This is a genomic window from Stenotrophomonas sp. 3(2025), from assembly GCF_052665395.1.
In genome coordinates this window covers 123,447-139,515 of the sequence record NZ_JBQOIF010000003.1, presented here as the reverse complement: position 1 = coordinate 139,515, position 16,069 = coordinate 123,447, and the positions used below count along the sequence as shown (strand labels likewise).

Here is a 16,069-nt window from a genome sequence, read left to right as displayed (position 1 = left end):
GGGTGGCGTCGTACAATCGGCCGATGGCCAAGCTCTATTTCTACTATTCGGCGATGAACGCCGGCAAGACCACCACCCTGCTGCAGAGCGCGCACAACTACCGCGAGCGCGGCATGCGCGTGGCGATCCTGACCCCGCGCCTGGACGACCGTGCCGGCGCGGGCGTGGTCGCTTCGCGGATCGGCCTGCGCGCCGACGGCATGGCCTTCGAACGCGACACCGACCTGCAGCAGTGGGTCAGCCAGGATCTGCAGGCCAACGGGCCGCTGGGCTGCGTGCTGGTGGACGAGGCGCAGTTCCTCAGCCGCAGCCAGGTCTGGCAGCTCAGCGAGGTAGTCGACCAGCTGCGCATCCCGGTGCTGTGCTACGGCCTGCGCACCGATTTCCGCGGCGAGCTGTTCGAGGGCAGCCAGTACCTGCTGGCCTGGGCCGACGAGATGCAGGAGATCAAGACGATCTGCCACAGTGGCAAGAAGGCGACCATGACCGTGCGCGTGGACGAACATGGCCATGCGGTGCAGGACGGCCCGCAGGTGGAGATCGGCGGCAACGAGCGCTACGTGTCGGTCAGCCGCGCCGAGTTCAAGAAGATCACCCGTGGCGAGGGGCGGATCGATCCGGCGCAGGCACCGCTGCCGCTGTAGGGCATGGCCCTTCACGGGCCATGACGTCCTGCGGTTTACAAGGCCGCGTGGTCGGGCCTAGGCTGCGGCACTACCTGCTGCCGAACTGGATGTCCGTCATGCGCCCCGCCCTGCTGTTGCTTTCCGTGTTGTTCCTGCCCCTGTTGGCCACTGCGGCCGAGCGCCCGTCCGGTGAAGAGGATGCGGCCGTGATCGGCGCCGGTTTCATGGACAGCCATCCGGACATGATGTACCGGCAGTGGGGCGTCAACGCCCTGCGCCGCAACGACGTCAATGGCGCGATGGACAACTTCCGGCTGGCCGCACGCTATGCCGACAAACCCGCGCAGGGCTACCTGGGCGAGATGTACTGGTATGGCGTTGAACAGCCGCGCAATCCGGTCATGGCCTATGCGTGGATGGAAGTGGCAGCCGAGCGCGGCTACCCGCTGTTCGTGGACCTGCGCAACGAGTACTGGGCGACCCTGCCGCTGGAACAGCACGACGCCGCACGGGCGCAGGTGAGCGCGCTGCGTGCAGAGTATGGCGATGAGGTCGCCCGCCCGCGCATGGCCGAAGTGTTGAGGAAGGGACGGCGCGAGATGACCGGCAGCCGCGTAGGCTCGATGTCCAACAACGTGGACATCGTCTACATGGACGGCGGCATCTCCCGCACGATCAAGGCCGACCGCCTGTATGACCCAAAGTACTGGGATCCGAAGCAGTACGAGCGCTGGCAGGACGAAACCTGGATGAAGATCCGCCGTGGCACGGTGGAAGTGGGCGTGCCGACCCAGTCGCACGCGACCGACAGCAAGCCCTGAATCAAGGGTGCCGGCGCTTGTCCGGCACCGCTCTGCGTCAGTACAGCGTGCGCTCCGGCGCACCAGCCGGCGGCGGGCTGTACTGGTACAGCCAGGTTTCGGTGAGGGTCTTGCCGCCACTGCGCAGGTACAGGCGGATGTCGATCTGCTCGCTGCTGCCCTCCGGCGGCACCAGGTCGAACATCGCGCGGTAACCCTTGATCTCGCGCAGCGGCCGCGCCGAGACGATCTCCACCCGGCCACGGCTGGTTTCGACAACCGCTTCGACGTCGGCCTTGTCGATCAGGCTGGCCAGTTCGCCGCCTTCGAAATCAACCGCAAAGCGCCACGAGAAGTACTCGCGCTTCTTGCCGATCACCCCGCCCAGGCCGGTGCGGCTTGCCACGCAGTGGGCCAGCGGCGTGTGCGCCGGCGGCTGCGCGCCCCAGTACAGGCGGTAGCCGACCAGCAGTTCCTGGCCCGGCTGCGGCTTGTCCTTCGGATTCCAGAAGGCCACGATGTTGTCGAAGGTTTCGTCGACGGTGGGAATCTCCACCAGCTGCACCGAGCCCTCGCCCCAGTCGCCCTTCGGTTCCACCCACAGGCACGGACGCTTCTCGTAGAACACGCCGTCGTCCTGGTAATGGTCGAAGTTGCGGTCACGCTGCAGAAGGCCGAAGCCACGCGGATTGCGGTCGACGAACATGTTGAAGCGCAGGTTGCGCGGGTTCACCAGCGGCCGCCAGATCCATTCGCCAGCGCCGGTCCACAGCGACAGGCCGTCGGTATCGTGGATTTCCGGGCGCCAGTCCCAACCCATGCGGCGGTCGTTTTCGCCCACCTGGTACATGCTGGTGCAGGGGGCGATGCCCAGCCGCTCGATGGTCTTGCGCGGGTACAACGCGCTGTCGATGTCCATCAGCAGCACATCGCCGTTGGTGACGGCGAAGCGATAGGCGCCGGCCACGCTGGGCGAATCCAGCAGCGCATAGACGATGATGGTGTCCGAGTCGGCCGCAGGCTGTTCCAGGTAATAGGCGATGAAGTCGGGGAATTCCTCCGGCTTGCCCATGCCGGTGTCGATGGCCAGGCCACGCGCGGACTGGCCGTACTGGCCTTCCTTGCCCACTGCGCGGAAGTAGCTGGCACCCAGGAACGCGGCGAAATCGCGGTCGGTGTCCTTGCGCGTGTTCAGCCGGAACCCGGCAAAGCCGAGGTCGGCCGGCAGCTCACCATTCTTCAACCCGCTCTTGCCGTAGTTGAACGCGGCACCGTCGTAGGCCAGCTCCTGCGCCTTGCCGTCGACCACGTCGAACATGCGCACCGGCGAATGGAAATACAGGCCCAGGTGGAAGAACTTTGCCTGGAATTTTCCCGGCTGGTCGGCCCACAGGGCATGGTCCTGGCGGTAGCCGATCGACTGGTACTGATCCCAGTCCAGCGCCTCCAGCTTGCCCGGCAGCACCCGCTTGTGGCTCTGGTAGGGCGCCTGTGCCAGCGCGCGCGCCTGGCCCTTCAGGGTGGCGAAATCGAACGGCTGCGGCTGGCCAAGCCGGCGCAGCCCAAGCTGGCCACTCTTGCTGGCCGCGCAGGCCGGCAGTGACGGCAGGCCGAAGGCGGCCAGGGCCAGGGAGGCATTGCGGATGAAGTCGCGTCGTTGCATGCAGGCGCGGGAGCAAAGGGAAGGTCGGCCATCATAGGCAGACAAACGTTAACGGGCAGCGGTGGACTCGATACCTTGTTCAGCCTGCGCCAATGCCGCAAGGCGGGCATCAAGCTCCTGCAGGGCCGGTGCCTGCGGACCACGCTGGGCCAGCAGCAACTGCCGTGCCTCGGTCAGCACGGTGCGGGCCTGCGCGATCTGGCCGGCCTGCTGCAGGACCTGCCCCTGTGCCAGCAGCGCCTGCGGCAGCAGGGCGACGTGATCCGGTTGGCGCCAGATCGCCACCGCGCGGGCATAGTGCGCTGCTGCTGCCGAGGGATTGCCGCTGGCGCTGGCCCACTTCCCCAGGGCGAACTCGCCGTAGCCGATCTCGCGATGATCCGGGCCCAGGACGCCGAGGAGCTGTGCCTGCACCTGCCGCAGTTCCTGGCCGGCCAGCGCGTGCTGGCCGCGCTGCAGGGCCAGCAGCGCGCGTGCGCGGCGGACCACCAGTGCCTCCGGGTGGCGCGGCCCCCATGCATCCTGTGCCGCCTGCCAGGCCAGCTCCAGCTCGGCCGCTGCCGCCTGCGTGTCGCCCTGCCGGGCCAGCACATCGCCCAGCTGGCGATGCAGGCTGATCACCTGCGGGCTGCTGGCATCGGCGCGTTGGCCGAGCAGGGCCAGCGCCTGCCGGTACCCGGCCAGCGCGGCCGGCAGGCGCCCGGCAGTAGCGTCCAAGGCGGCCAGATCGGCCAGTGACTCAGCACGCCCGAAGCGCTCGACCATTCCCTGGTGGCGCAGCGCCAGCGCCTGCTGGAACGAACGTCGCGCCGCATCGGCGTCACCCAGCTGGGCCTGGCAACGCCCAAGCTGGCTGTGGAATTCGGCAACGGCCGCCGGCAATACCGCCGCCTGGCTGGCCGCCAGCGGTTGCAGTGGCTGCAGGTGCGCCAGGCACTCGCGTCCGCGCCCGAGCATGCGCAGTGCGCGCCCGCGCTGGGTCACCGCCTCGATCTGCAGCGCCGGCGGCACCTCGCCCACCTCCTGCAGCAGCTGGCGCTGCTGGTCCAGGGTCTGCAGCGCCAGCTGGTAGTCGCCCAGGCCGATGCGCAGGCGGCCAATCACCCCTTGCAGCTCGGCCAGCGCCAGCGGCTGGTCAGCCAGTTCGGCTTCGCCCCGTTGCTGGCCGGTGGCCAGCAGCTGCGGCACGTCAAAATGACCGTGGCGCTGGCTGGCCGCCTTGTCGAACAGGCCGACGGTGAAATCCTGCATGGCCTGCGCACGCGCCATTTCCGCCCGCGCCTGGCGCAACTGCCACAGTGCGAAGGACGTGGTCCCCAGCAGGGCCAGGGCAGCCAGCCCGGCCAGCGCCACGCCCCAGCGATGGCGGCCGATGTACTTGTGCACCCGGTAACCCACGCCCGGCGGTCGCGCCTGGATCGGCTGCCCCTGCAGGTAGCGGCGCAGGTCGCCGGCCAGTGCTTCGGCCGAGCTGTAGCGCTGCTCCGGGTCTTTCTGCAGGGCCTTTTCCAGCAGCAGGTCCAGATCGCCACGCAGTCGCTTTGCCTGCCGCAGCAGCGCCCGTCTCGGTGCCCCCGGCTCGGCGGCCAGCCGTTGCAGCAGCGCCGAGGCACGCGGTGCCTGCACATCCAGGATCGAGCGCTCCCATTCCGCATCGCTGTGCCGGCGCAGGCGATAGGGCTTGTGCCCGGTGACCACCTCGAACAGCACCACGCCCAGCGAATAGACATCGGTCAGGGTCGTCACCGCCTCGCCACGCACCTGCTCCGGCGCGGCGTAGTGCAGGGTGAACGCGCGGATTTCGGTAGCCGGATGGGCCGCGTTCGGATCGTCGTGGTCGAGCAGCTTGGCGATGCCGAAGTCGAGCAGTTTCACCGTGCCATCGGCGCGTACCAGGATGTTGGAGGGCTTGAGGTCGCGGTGCACCACCAGGTTGGCATGCGCATGGCTGACCACCGCGCAGACCTGCAGCATCAGCTGCAGCCGTGTTTCCAGCGGCGGTTGCAGGCGCCGGCAGTAGTCGCTGATCGGCTCGCCTTCCACGTAGTCCAGCGCCAGGTAGGGCTGCCCGTGCTGGTCCACCCCGGCGTCCAGCAGCTGTGCCAGGTGTGGGTGCTGCAGGCGGGCCAGGATCTGCCGCTCGCGGCCGAAGCGCTGGCGCAGGCCCGGATCGGCCACGCCACTGCGCAGCAGCTTCAGCGCAACCTGGCGCTGGTACAGGCCATCGCAGCGCTCGGCCAGCCAGACCTCGCCCATGCCGCCTTCGCCGAGCGGATGCAGCAGCCGATACGGCCCGACCTCGCTTCCGGCGCGGCCTGGCGGTGTAGCGGTCCACAAGGGCTGGGCCATGAACTCGTGGCTGTCGGCCTCCTGCTGCAGCAGGTATTCCAGCTCGCGGCCCAGCGTCGGGTCCTGCGCGCTCACGCGCTGCAGGCGCAGCTGGCGGGCGGCGGGTGCCAGCTCGAGCAGCTGGTCCAGCCAGGACGACAATTGCTGCCAGCGGGCGGCGTCCATCGGTGGGTTCGGCCTGGGGTCAGTCGCTGCGCATCGCGGCCAGCAGGAACAGCCGCGCTTTCTGCCAGTCGCGACGGATGCTGCGCTCCGAGCGCTGGCTCAGTTCGGCGATCTCCAGTTCGGACAAGCCGGCGAAGTAGCGCAGCTCCACCACCCTGGCCAGGTGCGCATCGACGGCCTGCAGGCGTTCCAATGCAACATCGAGGGCCAGCAGATCCTCGTCCAGGCGCACGCCGCTGCTGCTGTTCTCGGGAATCTCGGCCACCCGCTTGAGGTCGCCACCGCGCTTGCGCGCCAGCCGGTTGCGCGCGTAATCGACGACCACGCTGCGCATCGCCGACGCCGCATAGGCGAAGAAGTGCGCACGGTCCTCGAAGCGCGCCGCACCGCGGCTGCCCAGCAGTTTCAGGTAGGACTCGTGGACCAGCGAGGTCGCATCCAGGGTGCGTCCCTGCTGCCCGGCCAGCTGGCGCCGGGCCATGCTGTGCAGTTCCTGGTACAGGGTGGTCAGCACGCGGTCGAGCGCGGCGCGGTCGCCACCGCGCGCAGCATCCAGCCATACGGTGATATCCGGGCCTTCGTCCATCGCCAACGCTCCCCCGCAGCGGATGTCGGCTGGACTATAGCGCTGCGCGTGTGCAGCGCATGAAGACGTTCAGCGCTGGCAGCGGCTGCACCACACGCTTGCCCGCTGGCCGATCATGGCGTGCTTGAGCGGGCGGCCGCAGCCGGGGCACGGCAGGCCATCGCGGCCATAGACCAGCAGTTCCTGCTCGAAGTAGCCCGGCGCGCCGTCGGGGCTGATGAAATCGCGCAGGGTGGTGCCGCCGCGGGTGATGGCGTAGTCCAGCGTTTGCTTCACTGCCGTGGCCAGCCGCCGATAGCGCTCGCGGGTGACCTTGCCGGCCTCGCGCAGCGGGCTGATCCCCGCCTTGTACAGGCTCTCGGCGGCATAGATGTTGCCCACCCCGACCACCACCGCCTGGTCCATCAGGAAAGTCTTCACCGGTGCGCTGCGGCCGCGGCTGCGGGCAAACAGGTAGTCGCCGTCGAAGGCATCGTCCAGCGGCTCCGGGCCCAGCCCCTGCAGCAGCGGGTGGATCTCGCCGGCCGGCTGCCAGAGCAGGCTGCCGAAGCGGCGCGGGTCGTTGAAGCGCAGCAGGCGGCCGTTGTCCAGGCTGATGTCCACATGATCATGCGCGCGCAACGGGGTGTCGCCGGGCAGCACGCGCAGGCTGCCGGACATGCCCAGGTGCAGCACGGCGCTGCCGATGGCGGTATCCAGCAGCAGGTACTTTGCGCGGCGGCGCACCTCTTCGATGCGCTGGCCGGGCAGCAGCTCGGCCACTTCCGCTGGAATCGGCCAACGCAGGTCGGCACGGCGCAGGATCACCCCGTGCACGCGGCGGCCCTGCAGGTGTGGCGCCAGGCCACGGCGGGTGGTTTCTACTTCGGGCAGTTCGGGCATGGGACGATTCTACGCCCCACCACGCGACGCCGCCGGGCATGGCCCGGCGCTACAGGGCGATGCGCTGGGCAGCGGCTGAGGCGCCCTACACGTCCGCGGCGGGCGCTTCGACCAGGAAGGCACCTTCCACCAATGCACCACGCCCACCCAGCCGCCAGAACGCCAGATAGGGCCCGAAGTCGACCGAGGCCGGGGCCAGCGGCTGGGCGATGTACCAGCCCAGGTAGAGATCGGAGGCAAGGTGGTACAGCGCCTCGTCCAGTGCGTTCATCTGCGGGCCGTCGAGCGTACGCGCCTGGCGCACCTCATCGCAGATGACATCGTGCAGGTAGGCCGCTGGCCCCGACCCGCTCCAGGCCGCCTGCAGACGGTCGGCGGGGGCTTCGACCACCGGCACATCGCGCAACGTCGCCTGCAGCGCGGGCTCGCCGGCAGCACCCGCCACCCTGGCCAGCTCATCCAGCCAGGCGCGCGCGGCGCGGGCCAACGCCTGCGTATCGCCCACGTGGGCCGGCTGCAGGTACAGGTGGTCGCCCCAGTGACCGGCACCGAGCACGTCCAGTGCGCGCGCACGCAGTTCATCGGCATGCGGGAACGTTGCGAACACCGCGGCCAGCATCTCCGGCCCGGTCACACCCTGCAGCAGGCCGGAGAAATACCAGTCCTCCTGCTCGCTGCGTCCAGCGCAGAATGCCGCCCACTCCTCCATCAGTTCATCGTCGATGCGGTCATCCATGGCGGGGTTTTCCTTGCAGCGGTACGACCGTCATGATCGCCGCTCAGCGCGGCGGTGCAGCCAGTTCCCGTGCATCCAGGAACCCGTCACCGTTGGCGTCCTGCTTGTGGAAGCGCTGCATGATCACCTGCCGCTGCTGCTGGCGGGTGATGGCCCTGCCCTTGCCGCCGGGCAGTTCGTCGGCGGTCAGCACGCCATCGCCATTGCGGTCCATGCGATCGAAGGCGTACAGCATCCACTGCAGGTACTCGGCTTCACTGACCCTGCCGTCGCCATCGCTGTCCATGCGCTGCAGGTAGCTGGCAGTGTCGCTGACCTGGGCCTGCACGGCAGGTGCGCACACGGCGGCCAGCAGCAATGCCGTCAGCGCAGCCCTCATCCGCCCACCAGGGTGTAGCCCTTCAGTCGCGCGGCATAGGCCTGCAGCGCGGCAATGCCGCTTTCCTCGGCCTCGCGGCACCAGGCCTGCAGTTGACGCAGGCGCTCGGCGGCATCGTGGCCGCGTGCTTCCAGCAGCGTCGCCAGGCGTGCGCGGTAGTCCACCAGGGTGCGGATGCGCGGGCGCTGGGCGACCCATTCGCTGAGCTGGGCGCGGCTGTCCGGCTTCAACCAGCGGCCGTCGTTGACCAGGCCACGGCGCAGCCGGCGCGGCAGCAACCGGCGCAGCTTGGCACCCGCGTATCGCGCTTCTTCGCGCAGTGCGGGCATGAACACGTTGCGCTGGTAGTCGGTCATCGCCTGGAAGCGATGCGACAGCAGTGCCTTCAGGGTATCGGCGTCGGGCACGGCGATGTTCGGGCGCACGTCCATGGCCGGCGCGACACGCAGGACCTTGGCCAGGCGCAATGCCTGCAGCAGGCGGATCGCACTCCAGCCGATGTCGAATTCCCAGCGCCGCATCGCAAAGCGCGCCGAGCTGGGGAACGCATGGTGGTTGTTGTGCAGTTCCTCGCCACCAATCCAGAACGCCCACGGCGTCAGGTTGGTGGAGGTGTCGGCCGACTCGTAGTTGCGATAGCCCCACCAGTGGCCCAGGCCATTGACCACGCCGGCGGCCCAGAACGGGATCCACGCCATCTGGATCGCCCACAGGGCGACGCCCGGCAGGCCGAACAGCACCGTGTTGATGGCAAACAGCAGCACCGGGCCGAGGGTTGCATACGGGGTGTAGAGGCGGCGCTCGATCGCGTCGTCCGGAGTGCCGCGACCGTACTGTTCGATGTCCTCGCGCATGCCGCGTGCTTGGCGGTACAGCTCCACGCCGCGCCAGAACACCTGGCCGATCCCGCGGGTAACCGGGCTGTGCGGGTCGTCCTCGGTTTCCACCTTGGCGTGGTGCTTGCGATGGATCGCCACCCACTCCTTGGTGATCATCGAGGTGGTCAGCCAGGTCCAGAAGCGGAAGAAGTGCGCGACCACCGGGTGGAAGTCCACGCCCCGGTGCGCCTGGCTGCGGTGCAGGTAGAGGGTGACCGAGAAGATCGTGAGCTGGGTGAAGACCAGCAGCACCAGGGCCAGCTGCCACCAGCCCAGGCCCAGTACGCCACCGGTCAGCAAGGACATCAGGGCATCAGGCATGGCGGCGCTCCAGAGCAACACGGGTATGGAAGACATCATGGGCGCTTGCGTTGCAAACTGCACCTCGCACCGCTGGATTGGCAGCGCCATTCCGTGGCTTCGTTCACAGTTGGGGACCCGTGTTGTCGAGCCTTGATCCGCGCACCCGCGCCGCAGCCCCGTCCGCCGGGGACCTGCCACCCTTGATCGAACTGGACCGCGCCAGCGTGATGCGCGGGCAGGTGAAAGTCCTGCACGGGCTGAGCCTGCGCATCGCGCAGGGCCAGCACACCGCCCTGCTCGGCCCCAATGGCTGTGGCAAGTCCACCTTCATCAAGCTGATCACCCGCGAGCTGTACCCGCTGGCGCAGGCCGACGGCACGGTGGCGGTGAAGGTGCTGGGGCAGAACCGCTGGCAGGTCGACCGGCTGCGTTCGCAGCTGGGCATCGTCACCGGCGACCTCAGCAGCAACCTGGCCGACATGCCGGGGCTGACGGTGGAGCAGGCGGTGCTGTCGGGGTTCTTCGCCAGCTACGTGGTGCCGGCCTTCCGCGAAGTCACCGCCGATATGCGCACGCGGGTGGACGAGACGCTGGCGATGACCGGTGCGTCGGGCCTGCGCGAACGTGCCTACGCCGAACTGTCGGCCGGCGAGACCCGCCGCGTGCTGATCGCCCGCGCGCTGGTCAACCGGCCGCAGGCGCTGCTGCTGGATGAACCCTCCACCGGGCTGGACCTGGTAGCCCGCCAGCAGTTGATCGCCACCATGCGCGTGCTTGCGCAGCAGGGCATCACCCTGGTGCTGGTCACCCACCACATCGAGGAAGTGATTCCCGAGATCGAGCGCGTGGTGCTGCTGCGCGACGGCCGCGTGGTGGCCGATGGAGCGCGCGCCGAGCTGCTGCGCGACGAACCGCTGTCGGCCGTGTTCGGCGGCGCGATCACGGTGGTGGAACAGGAAGGACGGCTGACCGCGTACGCGGGGTGACACCGCGTCTGTGGCGGGCCGGACGTCCGGCCCGCCACGCCCTGCTTCAGAACCGCAACGCCAGCGCGCGCGACTCGATGGGCGCCATCCGGCTCTGGTCCTGCAGCTGCAGGTCGCGCAGTTCATAGGGCGCACCGAAGCCGGCAGGCAACGCGGCCTGGTCGAAGGGCAGTACCAGCGCGCCGCGGCCCGGGCCATCGAACCACGCTGCGGCATGCGCCTGCGCCACCGGCTGCAACTGGCCGTTGGCTGCGGTGGCATACAGGGTGCCGCGCGCCTCGTAGCGGCCGGCGGCGGCCACCTGCAACGGCAGGCTGACCTGGCGGCTGGAGGGATCGGGCATGGCCTGGCCGACGAAGCGGGCAGTCGGCCTGGCCACTGCGAAGGCGACCTTGCCATCGCGCAGCACGCCGTCAGCCTGGGCGAACACCTGCAGTTCCCACAAACCCTGCGAGTTGCTGGCCTCGGCCGGAATCCTTACCTGTGCACGCAGGCTGCCATCGGTGGTGCGCAGCAACCGCTGCGGCCAGCTGCGGCCATCGGGTGCAACCAGCAGCGCTTCGCCGCCGAGGCTGTCACGCCGTGTGCGCAACGTCGCCGCGCTGGCACCGTCTTCCAGCAGACGCGCCTGCAGCTGGACGTTGCCTCCGGCCAGCACCTGCGTCTGGCTGGCCTGCACTTCCAACCGCAGCGGGCTGTTGGGCTCCAGCACCTGCACCACATAGCGGCCCTGCGCCTGCGCGCTCTGCAGGCGGTAAACACCGGCCGCGCTGGTGGTACCGGTGCGCAGCATGCTGCTGCCATCGCCGACCGGCATGCCCGCATCCTGCAGCTGGCGTGCATCGACACTGCGCGCGACGCTGCTGCGCCCCGCCGGGTCACGTACCTGCAGCGAGCTTGCCGGCAGCGCGCGCGCGCCCGGCGCCGGGCTGAGCTGGATCACCGCATCCGGTGCGCTCAGGGGCAGCTCCAGGCCGCGCTGCAGTTCGGCAGCGTCGACCTGCTGCCAGTAGCTGCGGCTGATCGCAGCCTGGGGACCGGGAGTTTGCAGTGGCTGTGCCGGGTCCAGTGCCCAGGCGAAGGCCAGCGGCGCGTGCTCGCTTTCATCGGCAGGCAGCGGCGCGGCAACCAGGCCGGCGGGAATCTGGTCGCCAGCGGCAACACGCAGCGGCTGCGCGGCCTGCGCCGATGCAGTGGAAAGGACCGCCAGCACGGCGGCAGCCAGCAAGGTGGAATGGATCGTCATGGTCATCTCCCTCACTGGGTCAGGTCGTTGCGCAGGAGGCTGCCGAGGCCGAAGCACTCACGGCGGCTCTGGTTGTGGCTGAGCGGCTCGGCGCCCTGGGTACGCGCCTTGTCGGTGAACCACAGCGTGCCGGCCGCCTTCTGGCTGCTGCACTCCAGGAAACCGTCCGAGCACGACGACAGCCAGTTCTGGGTGAACTCCAGGCCGACATTGGCGGAGTAGCCGCCGCAGTAGCTGTTGCTGTCCCACACCGCCGATTCGACATCGCTGCCGACCACTGCGCGGAACGGCCTGGGCAGGGCCGGGCGGCCGGCGGTGCCGTACAGGTTCTGCGCGTTGTAGGTGGCCATGTGTCCCACCTGCTGCATGCGCACGGCATCGTTCTTGTAGCCCAGCAGCCAGCCCAGCGAGGTCTCGAAGGTGTTGCCGTTGAGCACGGCGTCGGCCAGCGGCGTACCTGCCGAGGAGGGCGCCAGCGCAGTGACCTTGCGCAGCCGGTTGATGATCTTCGGGTAGCGGCTGTCGTAGGTGGGATTGGACAGGATCCAGCGCATCACGTTGCCGCCGTTGGAATGGGTGATCACCACCAGCTGGGTGATGCCCCGGCTGTCGATGAAGCCGGTGAGCTGGTTGGCCAGGCAGCCGGCCGCTTCCGGCTTCCACATGTACTGGGTGAAGTCGCAGTTGATGACCACGTAGTTGCTGCTGTTCGGCAGGCCCTGGCGGACGGTGTCGATGATCGCCGGCTGCCAGTAGTCCTGCGTGGCATTGGTCTGCGCGCCGGTGCCGTGGACGAAGGCGACGCCGTACACATCGGCGGCCTGCGCCGGTACGGTCGCCACCCCAAGGAGCAGGGCCAGAACGGTACTTCCTGTTGCGGTGCTGCGCATCGCGTCTCTCCCTTTCAGCGGATCCCCCCGGCCCGGCTGTGACCTGATGCTCATGGCGGCAGCGCGTGAAAGTCCGTGCGCTGCGCCCGGATTCAGCAGATTGCCGACAATTGATGACCGTTTTCATCCAGTGCAGCGGGACCATGCCGGGTCTGGCCGTATGACCGATGGACGCTGCGGCCGGCAATCGAGGCTGCGATCATGGCCGGCGAGTTCCCTGCCCGAGTCTGCCCATGTCGTCGATCCTCCCCCCTGCCCGGCCGCTGCTGGGCCTGGCCATCGCGTTGTCGCTGGCCGGCTGCGCCGCCACCACCACCAGCAAACCGACCGCCGTCGAAGCCAACGTCACCACCAAGGCCGTGGGCTACCTGGACAAGACCGCAGTGCCGGCCAGCATCGATCTGGTGCCGGCACCACCGGCCGCTGGCTCGGCGGCCTTTGCGCTGGACGAGCAGGTCAGCCGCGAGGCACGTGCGCTGCGCGGCAGCCCGCGTTTCGCCCAGGCCGGCGTCGATGCCGAACTTGGCTTTCCGGAAGGTGCCAACCATTTTTCCTGCGCCGCCGACATCGACGTGGATGCAGTGAAGACCCCGGCCCTGTATCGCCTGCTGGAGCGCAGCCGGATCGACGCCAGTGCTGCCACCAAGGCTGCCAAGAACACGTACCAGCGCCCGCGTCCGTTCATGGTCAACGGTGAGCCGACCTGCTCGCCGAAGGATGAGGAGGGGCTGCGCAGCAACGGCTCCTATCCGTCCGGCCACACCTCGATCGGCTGGGCATGGGCATTGATCCTGTCGGAGATCGCACCGGACCGCGCCGATGCCATCCAGGCGCGCGGCCGCAACTACGGCGAGAGCCGCCTGGTGTGCAACGTGCACTGGCAGAGCGACATCCTCGAAGGCCGCTTCATGGGCGCCGCCGCCGTGGCCCGCCTGCATGACAACGCGGCGTTCAACAGCGACCTGCTTGCCGCGCGCAGGGAGATCGCTGCTGCGCGCAAGGCCGGCCTGCATTCCAGCCACGACTGCGCCACCGAGAACGCCGTGCTGAAGGTGCGCCCGCAGAGCGCCTTGTAATCCACCGCCGCTGCGCTCGCCGGGCATGGCCCGGCGCTACCGGGCGCGACGCATGGGTAGCGCCGGGCCATGCCCGGCGGACGCGAAATACAGAAGGGCCGGCATTGCGCCGGCCCTTCGTCATTGCATTACTGCTGCAACCGCATCAGAACTTCGCGGTGAACTCCACGCCCCAGGTACGGGGCTCGTTGAGGAAGCCGGTCAGGTTGTTGAAGTCGATCGCGCCGACCACCCGGGTCTGGTTGGTCAGGTTGCGGCCGAACACGGCCACGTCGTACTGGCCGTAATCCCAGTTGTAACCCAGGCGCAGGCCACCTTCCAGCGAACTGCGGCCGCGGAATTCCGGCGACTCGTAGATGAAGAAGTTGACCGCACTGCGGTAGGCCCAGTCGGTGTAGGCATACAGCTCGCTGCCATCGCTGAGCGGGAAGCCCACGCGCAGGGTCGCGTTGTGGATCCACTTCGGTGCCTGCGGCAGCGGATTGCCGTTGACCAGCGCGTAGGTGCCGCCATTGATGACCGTGGTCGGGTCGGTGATGGTGCAGCCGCCGCCACAGACCGCCACCGCCAGGTTCTTGTCCTTGATCTCGGTGTCGTTGTAGCTGCTGCCGAAGGTCAGCAGCACGTTGTCGGCCAGGTAGGCTTCCAGGTCCAGCTCCACGCCCTGGCCGATGGTCTTGTCGGCGTTGAGCAGGGTGGCGGTGTTGTTGGTGCCACCGACGGCGATCAGCTGCTGGCCGTCCACGTCATAGCGGAACACGCTGAAGCCCAGGCGCGCACGACGTTCAAACAGGTCGGCCTTGATGCCGGCTTCGTACGAAATCACCTTCTCCGAATCGGCCTGCGACAGGCCCGGTGCGAACGCCAGGCGACCCTGGATCGACGGTGCGCGGAAGCCCTTGGCCACGCGTGCGTAGGCATTGACGTTGTCGGTCAGCTTGTACACGCCGCTGACATCCCAGCTGACGTCGTTGACGTCGGTGTTGGCCAGGTACGGACCGCTGACCGGGGTGCCGAACGGCACGGCCTGCAGCACGCTGGCGCTGAAGTCCTTCTTGTCCTGCGTATAGCGCACGCCGGCACGCAGCTTGAAGCGGTCGGTGACATCGAAGTCGCCCGAGGCGAACACCGCCCATGCCTTGTTGCGCTGCTGCTGCACGACGTGGCCGGTCTGCGGGTTGCCCGGGGTCAGCGAGTCGTAGTTGAAGTTGTTGATGGTGACGTCTTCATCGAAGTAGAAGACGCCGGCCTGCCAGTCGAAGCGGCCCCATTCGTTGGATTCCACGCGGAATTCCTGGGTCCACTGGCGGTGGTGCGGCAGGCCGTCGGCCGACTCGGACGAGAACGGAATCAGGCCCGGGCCGGAGTTGCCTGCACCCAGGAACGCGGCGCCGTAGCCACCGTCGATGTCGCCGCGGTTGAGCGATTCGGCGGTCTCGTAGCCGGTGATCGAATGCAGGGTCACCGAACCGAGGTTCCACTGCAGGCGCGCGCTGCCGCCCCAGGTTTCCAGGTCGGAGAAATTGACGCCGTCGTTGGCGACCTTGTCGCGGTCGAAGTTCTCGACCAGCGCGTTGCCGCCCTTCTCGATGATGTTGGCGCGGAACAGGCGCGCGGTGCCGTTGAGCTTGCGCTTGTGCAGGTTGAACAGCGCTTCGAAGTCATCGCCTTCGTACAGGAACTGCACGCGGCCGGCAGCTTCGTCATAGCCTTCGAAACCGCTGTTGGGCGCACCGGCACGGGTGTTGTCGACCCAGTCGTCTCGACGCTGGTAGATGGCCGACACGCGTGCGGACCAGCGGTCGGTCAGCGGGCCGCCGTAGGCGCCCTGCACGTTCCAGCTGTTGTAGCTGCCGTAGCCCACGCGCACGTAGCCATCGGCATCCTGCGACGGCCGCGCCGAATCGAACTTGACCACGCCGGCCGGGGTGTTGCGCCCGAACAGGGTGCCCTGCGGGCCGCGCAGCACTTCCACGCCGGCCAGGTCGAACAGCGGGAAGCCCTTCAGCAGCGGGCTTTCCTGCACCACATCGTCGTACACCAGCGAGACCGGCTGCGATGCATTGAGGTCGAAATCGGTGTTGCCCAGGCCGCGGATGTAGAAGCGCGGGAAGGCACGGCCGTAGGACGACTCGATGTTGAGGCTCGGCACGCGCGCAGCAAGGAAGCGGATGTCATCGCCCGCCGAACCGAGCACGTCGAGCTTTTCGCCCTGGATCGCGCTGATCGCAACCGGCACGTCCTTGGCGTTCTCGACACGACGTTGTGCCGTCACCTGCAGCGCATCGAGGGCGACCGGATCCTTGGCGGCGGGGGTTTCCTGGGCGGCTGCTACCAGCGGCAGCAGGGCGGAAAGAGCGACAACGAGCGGGCGCGCGACCGGAGAGCGGCCACGGGAAGTACGGGTCGGAGACATGGCGGTAGGCTGTGTTTGGAGGGGTGGTAAAACGGCGCTACCAGATAATTGTTGCAATACAGCACCTCCCTCGCAAATGCCGATCGTT

The 16,069-nt window shown here is 68.4% G+C and carries 14 protein-coding genes; 4 read left to right on the top strand and 10 right to left on the bottom strand.

Annotation, left to right across the window (positions count from 1 at the left end; all coding sequences use genetic code 11):
- Positions 1–23: 23 nt before the first annotated feature.
- Together ACUXVE_RS03525 and ACUXVE_RS03520 are read left to right on the top strand one after the other, a co-directional pair.
- Positions 24–644: a thymidine kinase gene (locus ACUXVE_RS03525; protein WP_025875442.1), complete on the top strand. Its 621-nt coding sequence runs from the start codon at positions 24–26 to the stop codon at positions 642–644.
- Between the two features lie 98 nt (positions 645–742).
- Positions 743–1,447, top strand: coding sequence for a sel1 repeat family protein (locus tag ACUXVE_RS03520; RefSeq protein WP_093820291.1), 705 nt, complete (start codon positions 743–745; stop codon positions 1,445–1,447).
- 37 nt (positions 1,448–1,484) lie between these two features.
- Here the strand turns inward: ACUXVE_RS03520 and ACUXVE_RS03515 are convergent, their stop codons facing one another.
- The 7 genes from ACUXVE_RS03515 to ACUXVE_RS03485 form a co-directional block, all read right to left on the bottom strand.
- Positions 1,485–3,089 carry a glucan biosynthesis protein gene (locus ACUXVE_RS03515; RefSeq protein ID WP_222388042.1) on the bottom strand — a complete coding sequence of 535 codons (1,605 nt, stop codon included), beginning with the start codon at positions 3,087–3,089 and terminating at the stop codon, positions 1,485–1,487.
- Between the two features lie 48 nt (positions 3,090–3,137).
- Entirely contained in the window at positions 3,138–5,603 is a 2,466-nt protein-coding gene (locus ACUXVE_RS03510) for a protein kinase domain-containing protein (protein WP_445513837.1), read from the bottom strand.
- 19 nt (positions 5,604–5,622) lie between these two features.
- Positions 5,623–6,189, bottom strand: coding sequence for an ECF-type sigma factor (locus ACUXVE_RS03505; protein WP_222388044.1), 567 nt, complete (start codon positions 6,187–6,189; stop codon positions 5,623–5,625).
- 69 nt (positions 6,190–6,258) lie between these two features.
- Positions 6,259–7,071 carry a bifunctional DNA-formamidopyrimidine glycosylase/DNA-(apurinic or apyrimidinic site) lyase gene (mutM, locus tag ACUXVE_RS03500; protein ID WP_222388045.1) on the bottom strand — a complete coding sequence of 271 codons (813 nt, stop codon included), beginning with the start codon at positions 7,069–7,071 and terminating at the stop codon, positions 6,259–6,261.
- An 85-nt stretch (positions 7,072–7,156) separates the two neighbouring features.
- The gene (locus ACUXVE_RS03495) at positions 7,157–7,807 is read right to left on the bottom strand and encodes a hypothetical protein (RefSeq protein ID WP_445513836.1); all 651 of its coding nucleotides are present in this window, start codon (positions 7,805–7,807) and stop codon (positions 7,157–7,159) included.
- Positions 7,808–7,850: 43 nt separating this feature from the next.
- Positions 7,851–8,186 carry a hypothetical protein gene (locus ACUXVE_RS03490; RefSeq protein ID WP_445513835.1) on the bottom strand — a complete coding sequence of 112 codons (336 nt, stop codon included), beginning with the start codon at positions 8,184–8,186 and terminating at the stop codon, positions 7,851–7,853.
- Complete coding sequence (locus ACUXVE_RS03485; protein ID WP_222388047.1) at positions 8,183–9,385, bottom strand: DesA family fatty acid desaturase; 1,203 nt, start codon at positions 9,383–9,385, stop codon at positions 8,183–8,185. The genes ACUXVE_RS03490 and ACUXVE_RS03485 overlap by 4 nt, the downstream gene beginning before the upstream one ends.
- Positions 9,386–9,594: 209 nt before the next feature.
- Between ACUXVE_RS03485 and ACUXVE_RS03480 the strand changes: the two genes are divergently transcribed.
- The gene (locus ACUXVE_RS03480; RefSeq protein ID WP_445513891.1) at positions 9,595–10,353 is read left to right on the top strand and encodes an ABC transporter ATP-binding protein; all 759 of its coding nucleotides are present in this window, start codon (positions 9,595–9,597) and stop codon (positions 10,351–10,353) included.
- Positions 10,354–10,399: 46 nt separating this feature from the next.
- On the opposite strand, the gene ACUXVE_RS03475 is transcribed toward ACUXVE_RS03480, so the two are convergent.
- Positions 10,400–11,599, bottom strand: a complete 1,200-nt coding sequence (locus tag ACUXVE_RS03475; RefSeq protein ID WP_445513834.1) for a DUF4785 domain-containing protein — start codon at positions 11,597–11,599, stop codon at positions 10,400–10,402.
- Between the two features lie 11 nt (positions 11,600–11,610).
- A complete protein-coding gene (locus tag ACUXVE_RS03470; protein WP_445513833.1) occupies positions 11,611–12,489 on the bottom strand; it encodes a hypothetical protein in 879 nt (292 codons plus the stop codon).
- A gap of 233 nt (positions 12,490–12,722) precedes the next feature.
- Between ACUXVE_RS03470 and ACUXVE_RS03465 the strand changes: the two genes are divergently transcribed.
- The gene (locus ACUXVE_RS03465; RefSeq protein ID WP_445513832.1) at positions 12,723–13,565 is read left to right on the top strand and encodes an acid phosphatase; all 843 of its coding nucleotides are present in this window, start codon (positions 12,723–12,725) and stop codon (positions 13,563–13,565) included.
- Between the two features lie 145 nt (positions 13,566–13,710).
- Here the strand turns inward: ACUXVE_RS03465 and ACUXVE_RS03460 are convergent, their stop codons facing one another.
- Complete coding sequence (locus tag ACUXVE_RS03460; protein ID WP_032978438.1) at positions 13,711–15,981, bottom strand: TonB-dependent receptor; 2,271 nt, start codon at positions 15,979–15,981, stop codon at positions 13,711–13,713.
- Positions 15,982–16,069: the final 88 nt, after the last annotated feature.

What these genes read in the sequence shown, in the direction of transcription:
- ACUXVE_RS03525 (WP_025875442.1), top strand. Translation starts at nt 24, where the DNA reads ATGGCCAAGCTCTATTTCTACTATTCGGCGATGAACGCCGGCAAGACC.
- ACUXVE_RS03520 (WP_093820291.1), top strand. Translation starts at nt 743, where the DNA reads ATGCGCCCCGCCCTGCTGTTGCTTTCCGTGTTGTTCCTGCCCCTGTTG.
- ACUXVE_RS03515 (WP_222388042.1), bottom strand. Translation starts at nt 3,089, where the DNA reads ATGCAACGACGCGACTTCATCCGCAATGCCTCCCTGGCCCTGGCCGCC.
- ACUXVE_RS03510 (WP_445513837.1), bottom strand. Translation starts at nt 5,603, where the DNA reads ATGGACGCCGCCCGCTGGCAGCAATTGTCGTCCTGGCTGGACCAGCTG.
- ACUXVE_RS03505 (WP_222388044.1), bottom strand. Translation starts at nt 6,189, where the DNA reads ATGGACGAAGGCCCGGATATCACCGTATGGCTGGATGCTGCGCGCGGT.
- mutM (WP_222388045.1), bottom strand. Translation starts at nt 7,071, where the DNA reads ATGCCCGAACTGCCCGAAGTAGAAACCACCCGCCGTGGCCTGGCGCCA.
- ACUXVE_RS03495 (WP_445513836.1), bottom strand. Translation starts at nt 7,807, where the DNA reads ATGGATGACCGCATCGACGATGAACTGATGGAGGAGTGGGCGGCATTC.
- ACUXVE_RS03490 (WP_445513835.1), bottom strand. Translation starts at nt 8,186, where the DNA reads ATGAGGGCTGCGCTGACGGCATTGCTGCTGGCCGCCGTGTGCGCACCT.
- ACUXVE_RS03485 (WP_222388047.1), bottom strand. Translation starts at nt 9,385, where the DNA reads ATGCCTGATGCCCTGATGTCCTTGCTGACCGGTGGCGTACTGGGCCTG.
- ACUXVE_RS03480 (WP_445513891.1), top strand. Translation starts at nt 9,595, where the DNA reads ATGCGCGGGCAGGTGAAAGTCCTGCACGGGCTGAGCCTGCGCATCGCG.
- ACUXVE_RS03475 (WP_445513834.1), bottom strand. Translation starts at nt 11,599, where the DNA reads ATGACGATCCATTCCACCTTGCTGGCTGCCGCCGTGCTGGCGGTCCTT.
- ACUXVE_RS03470 (WP_445513833.1), bottom strand. Translation starts at nt 12,489, where the DNA reads ATGCGCAGCACCGCAACAGGAAGTACCGTTCTGGCCCTGCTCCTTGGG.
- ACUXVE_RS03465 (WP_445513832.1), top strand. Translation starts at nt 12,723, where the DNA reads ATGTCGTCGATCCTCCCCCCTGCCCGGCCGCTGCTGGGCCTGGCCATC.
- ACUXVE_RS03460 (WP_032978438.1), bottom strand. Translation starts at nt 15,981, where the DNA reads ATGTCTCCGACCCGTACTTCCCGTGGCCGCTCTCCGGTCGCGCGCCCG.